Source organism: Enterobacter sp. UPMP2060 (assembly GCF_053709655.1).
Genome location: NZ_JBSKJQ010000007.1, coordinates 184,824 through 193,434, shown reverse-complemented (window position 1 = coordinate 193,434; position 8,611 = coordinate 184,824). Strand labels below are relative to the sequence as shown.

The 8,611-nt window shown below is 52.6% G+C and carries 6 protein-coding genes, 1 tRNA gene and 1 rRNA gene; 2 read left to right on the top strand and 6 right to left on the bottom strand.

What is annotated here, in order from left to right:
• The first annotated feature begins 5 nt into the window (after positions 1-5).
• Positions 6-81: transfer RNA gene (locus ACWKXN_RS15805), tRNA-Thr, on the top strand.
• Positions 82-124: 43 nt separating this feature from the next.
• Positions 125-240 (top strand): 5S ribosomal RNA (gene rrf / locus ACWKXN_RS15800).
• Positions 241-344: 104 nt separating this feature from the next.
• On the opposite strand, the gene ACWKXN_RS15795 is transcribed toward rrf, so the two are convergent.
• From ACWKXN_RS15795 to ACWKXN_RS15770, 6 genes are all read right to left on the bottom strand, one after another.
• The gene (locus ACWKXN_RS15795) at positions 345-1,103 is read right to left on the bottom strand and encodes an amino acid ABC transporter ATP-binding protein (protein WP_023309440.1); all 759 of its coding nucleotides are present in this window, start codon (positions 1,101-1,103) and stop codon (positions 345-347) included.
• Between the two features lie 7 nt (positions 1,104-1,110).
• Positions 1,111-2,214: an amino acid ABC transporter permease gene (locus ACWKXN_RS15790; RefSeq protein WP_454544006.1), complete on the bottom strand. Its 1,104-nt coding sequence runs from the start codon at positions 2,212-2,214 to the stop codon at positions 1,111-1,113.
• 9 nt (positions 2,215-2,223) lie between these two features.
• On the bottom strand, positions 2,224-3,405 hold the full coding sequence (locus tag ACWKXN_RS15785) for an amino acid ABC transporter permease (protein WP_454544004.1): 1,182 nt from the start codon (positions 3,403-3,405) through the stop codon (positions 2,224-2,226).
• Between the two features lie 67 nt (positions 3,406-3,472).
• Positions 3,473-4,498, bottom strand: coding sequence for an amino acid ABC transporter substrate-binding protein (locus ACWKXN_RS15780; RefSeq protein ID WP_023333654.1), 1,026 nt, complete (start codon positions 4,496-4,498; stop codon positions 3,473-3,475).
• A 473-nt stretch (positions 4,499-4,971) separates the two neighbouring features.
• Positions 4,972-5,193: a hypothetical protein gene (locus ACWKXN_RS15775; RefSeq protein ID WP_454544003.1), complete on the bottom strand. Its 222-nt coding sequence runs from the start codon at positions 5,191-5,193 to the stop codon at positions 4,972-4,974.
• 303 nt (positions 5,194-5,496) lie between these two features.
• A complete protein-coding gene (locus tag ACWKXN_RS15770; RefSeq protein ID WP_454544002.1) occupies positions 5,497-8,610 on the bottom strand; it encodes an efflux RND transporter permease subunit in 3,114 nt (1,037 codons plus the stop codon).
• Position 8,611 lies beyond the last annotated feature (1 nt).

The window sequence follows — 8,611 nt, the reverse complement described above, 5'->3', positions numbered from 1 at the left end:
AGCGTGCTGATATGGCTCAGTTGGTAGAGCGCACCCTTGGTAAGGGTGAGGTCCCCAGTTCGACTCTGGGTATCAGCACCACTTTATACTTAGGTTAAAGTTCGGCAAGAAGTAAAAGAATTTGTCTGGCGGCTTTAGCGCGGTGGTCCCACCTGACCCCATGCCGAACTCAGAAGTGAAACGCCGTAGCGCCGATGGTAGTGTGGGGTCTCCCCATGTGAGAGAAGGGAACTGCCAGACATCAAATAAGTGAAAAGGCCATCCGAAAGGATGGCCTTTTTGCGTTTATGCGCGAAAAAAGGTAGGCCGGGTAAGGCGAAGCCTCCACCCGGCAGAGCAAACAACTAATGAATTACCTGTGACAGGAATGCTCGCGTACGTTCTGACTTCGGATGGGCAAAGAACTCATCCGGCGGCGCCTGTTCGACAATCTCACCACGGTCCATAAAGATCACCCGGTCGGCCACGGTTCGCGCAAACCCCATCTCATGTGTAACACAAAGCATGGTCATGCCGGATTGTGCCAGCCCAATCATGGTGTCCAGAACCTCTTTCACCATTTCCGGATCGAGGGCAGATGTCGGTTCATCAAACAGCATAATTTTCGGCTTCATACACAGCGAACGGGCGATAGCCACACGCTGCTGTTGGCCACCCGATATCTGGCCAGGGAACTTATTGGCATGCTCTGCGATACGTACGCGTTCCAGGTAGTGCATTGCCAACGCCTCCGCTTCCTTTTTCGGCATCTTTCGTACCCAAATCGGCGCAAGCGTACAGTTCTGCAGAACGGTCAGGTGCGGAAACAGATTAAAGTGCTGAAATACCATTCCTACTTCCTGACGTACGCGTTCGATATTGCGGATATCTTCATTCAGCTCGATACCATCAACCACAATGCGTCCTTGCTGATGTTCTTCAAGATGATTAATACAGCGAATGGTTGTGGATTTTCCGGAGCCCGAAGGGCCGCAAAGGACGATGCGTTCTCCCTGCTTTACCTTAAGATTAATGTCCCTCAGGACATGAAATTGTCCGTACCATTTATTCACATTTTCCAGCGTAATCATCGCGTCGGCGGGTGTCATAGTTATTTGGCTCATAATTTCCTCAGTGCGGTGTACGCCCGGTGTTAAAGCGCTTTTCCAGATGCTGGCTGTAGCGCGACATGCTAAAACAAAAGATCCAGTAGATCAGGGCAGCAAAGACATATCCTTCGGTGGACATACCCAGCCAGACAGGGTCAACGGTTGCCTGTTGCACGCTGCTAAAGAGATCGAACAATCCGATGATGATCACCAGGCTGGTATCCTTGAAGAGGGCAATGATCGTGTTGACCAGACCCGGAATGACCAGCTTGAGTGCTTGTGGAAGAATGACCAGTCCCTGCGTTTTCCAGTAACCGAGAGCCAGTGATTCAGCCGCTTCGTACTGACCTTTAGGTAACGCTTGCAGACCACCACGTACAACTTCAGCGACATAGGCGGACTGGAAGAGAATCACCCCCACCAGGGCTCGGATCAGCTTGTCGATGGTTGTTCCCTCTGCCATAAACAGCGGCAGCATGACCGATGACATAAACAGAACGGTGATAAGCGGTACGCCGCGCCAGAACTCAATGAAGATAACGGAGAGCACGCGGACGATCGGCATTTTTGAACGCCGTCCCAGGGCCAGTAAAATCCCCCACGGTAAAGCACCGGCTATCCCCACTGAAGCGATAATCAGCGTCAGCGTCAGCCCGCCCCACTGGCGTGTTTCAACGCGTTCCAGTCCCAGGAAACCGCCATACAACAGTACCCAGACAATAATCGGATAAACTACGGCCCAGGCAGCAATATAGCGTCCACGATGTGGCAGCTTTTTCCAGAACATAGCCGCGACAGAGAGCAGGCCGATAACCAGCGCCAGATTTATCCGCCAGCGCTGTTCATGGGGATACAATCCATACATGAACTGGCCGAAGCGCTCATGAATAAACACCCAGCAGGCGCCGGCTTTTGTGCAGTCAGCTCGGGTTGAACCGACCCAGTTGGCCTGTAAAAACGCCCAGTTCAGCAGGGGAGGAATCAATTCCCACATGAGCCACAGGCAGACAATCGTCAGCAGGCTGTTACTCCAGTTGGAGAACAGATTCTTACGCGCCCACAGAATGAAACGTCCACCTGTCGAGTTGGCAGGGCGCGAGGCGTGCGACAGTATCGCTTTTGTCATCATAGATCCTTAGCGCTCGACCAGTGCTATACGGCGGTTATAAAGGTTCATCAGTAGTGAAATCACCAGGCTGATGATCAGATAGACAGACATCGTGATGGCGATGGTTTCAATGGCTTGTCCGGTCTGGTTAAGCACGGTTCCGGCGAAGAGTGACACCATATCCGGATAACCAATCGCAGCGGCCAGCGACGAGTTTTTGACAATATTGAGATACTGGCTGGTCAGGGGAGGAATGATGACCCGTAAAGCCTGCGGAATGATGACCTGGCGAAGCGTCACGGTATGGGGTAATCCCAGCGAGCGCGCCGCCTCGTGCTGCCCATAAGGAACGGCCTGGATCCCTGCACGGATAATCTCTGCGATAAACGCGGACGTATAAATCGACAGCGCCAGCGTCAGGGCCGCCAGCTCGGGAATTAATACCATCCCGCCCTGAAAGTTAAAGCCACGCAGATGTGGAATATCCCAGTGCAAAGCGGCCCCAAACAGCCAGTGTGCAATTAGCGGCAGGCTAACGATCAGGACAACTGCCGTGGGCCAGGTTCTACGAAGCTGACCGGTTTTGACCTGATGCTTGCGGTTAAAACGGAATACCCCCGCAGAGAGCGCAAGCGCTATCACAATCGTGCCGATAAAAGCGTACAGCCCTTCACCCGGCTGAGGAGAAGGAATGGACAACCCACGGTTACTGAGGAAAAACAGCTCAAACGCGTCGACGGCCTGGCGGGGACCGGGAAGGTTACGCAGTACGGCGAAATACCAGAAGAAGATCTGCAGGAGCGGGGGGATATTGCGGAACGTCTCGATATAAACAGTCGACAGTTTCCGCAGAAGCCAGTTTTCAGAAAGACGCGCCAGGCCAATAAAGAAGCCCAGTATCGACGCGAAGACGATACAAAGCGCCGATACCAACAGCGTATTCAGTAAACCGACCACGAACACGCGTCCGTACGTGTCACCTTCCTGGTAATCAATAAGGTGCTGAACAATACCAAACCCCGCGCTGCGATCTAAAAACGCGAAACCGGAGGTAATGCCGCGGTTATTCAGGTTGGTGATGGTGTTATGGATGAGATACACGGCGATGAGAACAACCGCAACAATAGCAATAATCTGGAATAGCCAGGCGCGGACCGCGGGATGAGAAAAGGATAGCGATCCTTTTACGGCTGAGCGGCGATGGGACATAAAGAAACCTCAGTAACCATGACTCTGGAGTGGGCACTGCCGGAGCAGTGCCCGTTACAGCTATGACTTAACGTACTGGTGGTGCGTACTGAATACCGCCGTTGTTCCAGAGATTGTTCTGGCCGCGTTTGATCTTCAGCGGGCTTTCCGATCCCACGTTGCGCTCAAAGATCTCAGAGTAGTTGCCCACCTGTTTGATGATGTTGTAAGCCCACTTGTTATCCAGCTTCAGATCCTTGCCGAAATCACCTTCTTTACCGAGCAGGTGTGCCATATCCGGGTTGGATGGCTTAGCGGCTTTCTCATCAACGTTTTTAGAGTTGATGCCCATCTCTTCTGCGTTCAGCATGGCAAACAGCGTCCAGCGAACAATGGAGAACCAGTCTTCATCACCACGACGAACGACGGGGCCGAGAGGCTCTTTGGAGATGACTTCAGGCAGGACAATCCACTCTGCCGGGTTGCTCAGCTTAATGCGTAAGGCATACAGCTGTGACTGGTCAGAGGCCAGCGTGTCGCAACGGCCGGATTCCAGCGCTTTGGCCGATTCATCCGAGCGGTCGAATGTCACAGGGGTGTATTTCATGTTGTTTGCTTTGAAATAATCCGCGACGTTCAGCTCGGTATCGGTGCCCGCCTGGATACAAACGGTGGCGCCATCCAGTTCCTTGGCGCTTTTCAGGCCCGCTTTATTGTGGGTCAGGAAGCCGATGCCGTCATAATAGGTCACGCCCGTAAATGACATCCCCATGCCGGCATCACGGGAGGAAGTCCAGGTGGTATTACGGGAGAGCATGTCGACCTCACCGGACTGCAGCGCCGTAAAGCGTTCTTTCGCCGTCAGCGGGGTATATTTTACTTTGCTGTCATCGCCAAAAACGGCGGCTGCAACGCCACGGCAGACATCCACATCAATACCGGTAAATTTGCCGTTCGCATCGGCATAAGAGAAGCCAGGCAAACCGTCACTGATACCACATTGAACAAAACCTTTCTTTTTAACGGCATCCAGTGTCGTTCCCGCATGGGCTTGACCGGCTACGGCAAACAACATGCCTGCAGCGGCCAGGCTGGCTATCATCGTCTTTTTCATAATGCATCCTGTGTGGCGAAATTTATCGTTATAGAGGCGTTTTTAAACGCTTTACCTGTCTGTGGCTTTGGCCAACGTTTATAAAGCAAACGTAATGCCAGTTTTGCGTTCGACAAAATAAGAGACGAGTGAACGCTTAATGCTGAGTGTAGACAGGCTTAAATAAAATGAGCGCCCCAGAACGGTGCGAAATTACAACCTGTGCCACAAATCGGAGCAAAAGTTGCGAGTTGGGTCAGGAAAAAGAAGAGATAGTTTTCAGCGTGAATATTGGCAGGGTATTCAATAATCTTAATGTGTGAAAATCATCACGATAGAATAAGTAATTTGAATGAATATGCGAAAAAGTTGTGACTGACTTCAGGCTTAGATTAATTTAGTGAATATTTACAGGGCTATTTTTTTACTTATTTGAAAATATTGCACTCATTAAAAGCAAAAGCGCGGCCAGAGCCGCGCTTTCTCAACAGATGTTACTTCGTGAGGGCAATAATACCCAGTGTTAAACCCGCTACTGCGGCAGCACCGCCGGCGATAGCACCCGCAGTCTCCCAGTTATCCTGGGTGGTGCCTTTCATACAGGTATTGGTATGAACCAGTCGGCCCTGGTCGTCGTAAACCGGTACACATGGAGAATCGTGCGCGCAACCAGCAAGCAGCGCAGCGAGAAGTGCAACGGAAATGAATCTTATCATGATGTTACCTCAGTATTATTTCTCATCCGCTATAAAGCCAGGAGGGCTATTAACGAACTGGAGGTTATTTTACCACCGGGGTAAGTCCTCGTTACACGAGGAATAATCTCAAATTATGTAGTTTGTAAAAATCGTGGAGAAAAGTCGGTTTCAGGAGGAATTAATGGAGACATTATGGAGTTGCAAGAGACTGTTTTTACTTAATGCAAATCATCATATTCTTAATACTACCTTTCTTTAAAACCTAATTCGTTGTTTATGTTAAAAATAAAAAGGCACCAGAGGTGCCTTTTCAGGGAAACATTAACCTTTATGGTGCGTAAACCGTCGCCGAACAACCACAAAGAAAACAGGAACGAAGAAAATCGCCAGAAGGGTTGCGGAAAGCATTCCCCCCATAACGCCCGTACCGACGGCGTTTTGCGCGCCGCTCCCGGCCCCGGTGCTGATCACCAGCGGCATGACGCCAAGAATAAAGGCCAGGGATGTCATCAGGATCGGTCGAAGGCGCATCCTGGAAGCTTCCAGCGTGGCTTCAATAATGCCTTTGCCTTCTTTATCCATCAGGTCTTTAGCAAATTCGACGATCAGGATGGCGTTTTTCGCCGATAAACCAATCGTCGTCAGCAGGCCGACCTGGAAATAGACGTCATTGTTTAACCCGCGCAGCGACGCTGCGAGAAGAGCCCCAATGACCCCCAGCGGCACAACCAGCATGACGGAGAACGGAATGGACCAGCTTTCATACAGCGCAGCAAGGCACAGGAACACCACGATCAGTGAAATGGCGTACAGGGCAGGCGCCTGGTTACCCGAGAGCCGCTCCTGATAAGACATCCCCGTCCAGTCATAGCCGATGCCGGAAGGCAGTTTTGCCGCGAGACTTTCCATCATAGCCATGGCCTCACCGGTACTTTTACCCGGGGCTGATTCACCCAGGATCTCCATAGAGGGCATCCCGTTATAGCGTTCCAGACGAGGTGAACCATACACCCAGCGAGCGTTGCTGAAGGCGGAGAACGGGACCATTTCCCCATTCGCGCTGCGCACGTAAAGGTTATTAATATCTCCCGGCAACATACGGAATTTTGCGTCGGCCTGTACGTAGACCTTTTTCACTCGCCCATGATCGATAAAGTCGTTCACATAGGTGCCACCTAAGGCCGTCGAAATCGTCTGATTGACGTCAGAAAGGCTGACGCCCAGCGCCTGCGCTTTCTCCTGATCGACATCCAGCTTGAACTGAGGCGTATCTTCAAGACCGTTAGGGCGCACGCGAACCAGCAGGTCAGGGTGCTCATGCACCATGCTGAGCAGTTGGTTACGCGCCTGCGTCAGCTGGGTATGCCCCAGGTTGGCCTGATCGATCAATTCAAAATCGAAGCCCGTGGCGGTACCCAGTTCGATAATTGCAGGCAGGTTAAACGGGAACACGAGGCCATCTGTAATTTGACTGAAGGCTTTTGTCGCGCGACCCACAATGGCTTCAACGCCGTTTTCCGCCCCCGGGCGCTCCTCCCAGGGCTTCAGGCTGACGAAGGCGATACCGGCGTTCTGACCCTGGCCGCTAAAGCTAAAGCCGTTTACGGTAAAGACGGATTCCACGTTCGCCTTTTCGTTGTTCAGATAGTAATCCTGAACCTGATCGAGGACCTGCTGAGTACGCGTCTGGGTTGCACCCGCCGGGAGTTGAACCATCGTCATAAACACCCCCTGATCCTCTTCGGGCAGGAAGGAGGTAGGCAAGCGCAGGAAGAGCACCGCCATCCCACCGACGATAATGACGTACACCGCCAGATAGCGCCCTGTCTTACGCAAAATACCGCTCACGCTGTTGCTGTAGTGCTCCACGCTTTTATCAAAGAGCGCATTAAACCAGCCGAAGAAGCCACCTTTCTTCTCATGATGGTCGCCGGATACGGGCTTAAGCAACGTTGCGCAGAGTGCGGGCGTAAGGATTAGCGCAACCAGTACGGACAACGCCATAGCGGAAACGATAGTCAGCGAGAACTGACGATAGATCGCCCCCGTCGAGCCGCCAAAAAAGGCCATCGGAATAAAGACCGCCGAGAGCACCATGGCGATCCCCACCAGTGCACCCTGGATCTGCTCCATCGACTTCTGCGTGGCCTCTTTCGGCGGCAGTTTGTCTTCGACCATGACGCGTTCAACGTTCTCAACGACCACGATAGCATCATCGACCAGCAGACCTATCGCCAGCACCATACCGAACATCGTCAGGGTGTTGATGGAGAAACCGAATGCCGCCAGAACCGCAAAGGTACCCAGCAGAACGACCGGCACCGCGATAGTCGGGATGAGCGTCGCCCGCAGGTTTTGCAGGAACAGGTACATGACCAGGAAGACGAGAATGATTGCTTCAAACAGGGTCTTCACCACTTCGTGAATGGAGATTTTCACAAAAGGGGTGGTGTCATAGGGATAGACCACTTTCAGCCCCTGCGGGAAGAACTGCTGCAGTTGCGCCAGCTTGCTCTTAATGGCTGCCGCGGTGTCCAGCGCATTTGCCCCGGTTGCCAGCTTAATCCCCAGGCCGGTTGCCGCCTGCCCGTTGATTTTAGTGACCATGTTGTAGTTTTCGCCACCCAGCTCAATACTAGCCACGTCCTTCAGATGAACCATCGAGCCGTCCTGATTCACCTTGAGCGTCACGCGGCCAAACTCTTCCGGTGATTTCAGGCGGGTTTGCGCGATGATCGAGGCATTCAGCTGCTGCCCGGGAATGGACGGCGTTCCGCCCAGCTGGCCTGCTGCTATCTGGTCGTTCTGCGTTTTCAGCTGGTTGATAATATCCTGCGGCGTCAGCTGGTATTTGTTCATCGCGTTGCTGTCGAGCCAGATGCGCATCGCATACTGGGCGCCAAACAGCTGAACGTCACCGACGCCAGACGTTCGGCTGATGGCATCTTTGACGTTCGAAGCGACATAGTCAGAGATGTCATTCTGCGTGAGATTTTTGTTGTCTGAAACAAAGCCAGCGACCAGCAGGAAGCTGCTGCTGGATTTCTCCACGCCAATCCCTTGCTGCTGAACCTCTTGCGGCAGCAGCGGCATGGCGAGCTGCAGCTTGTTCTGCACCTGTACCTGGGCGATGTCCGGATCGGTTCCTGACTCGAAGGTCAGGGTGATGGTGACGTTACCCGCCGAATCGCTGGTGGAGGACATATACATCAGCTTATCGATACCGTTCATGTTCTGTTCGATAACCTGGGTCACGGTATCCTGCACCGTTTGAGCGTCCGCTCCCGGGTAAGTCGCGGATATCGCCACGGCGGGAGGAGCAATGGTCGGATACTGTGCGACGGGAAGTTTGAGAATGGCCAGCCCGCCTGCAATCATCAAAATGATGGCAAGTACCCAGGCGAAAACCGGTCTCTGAATAAAGAAATTAGCCATG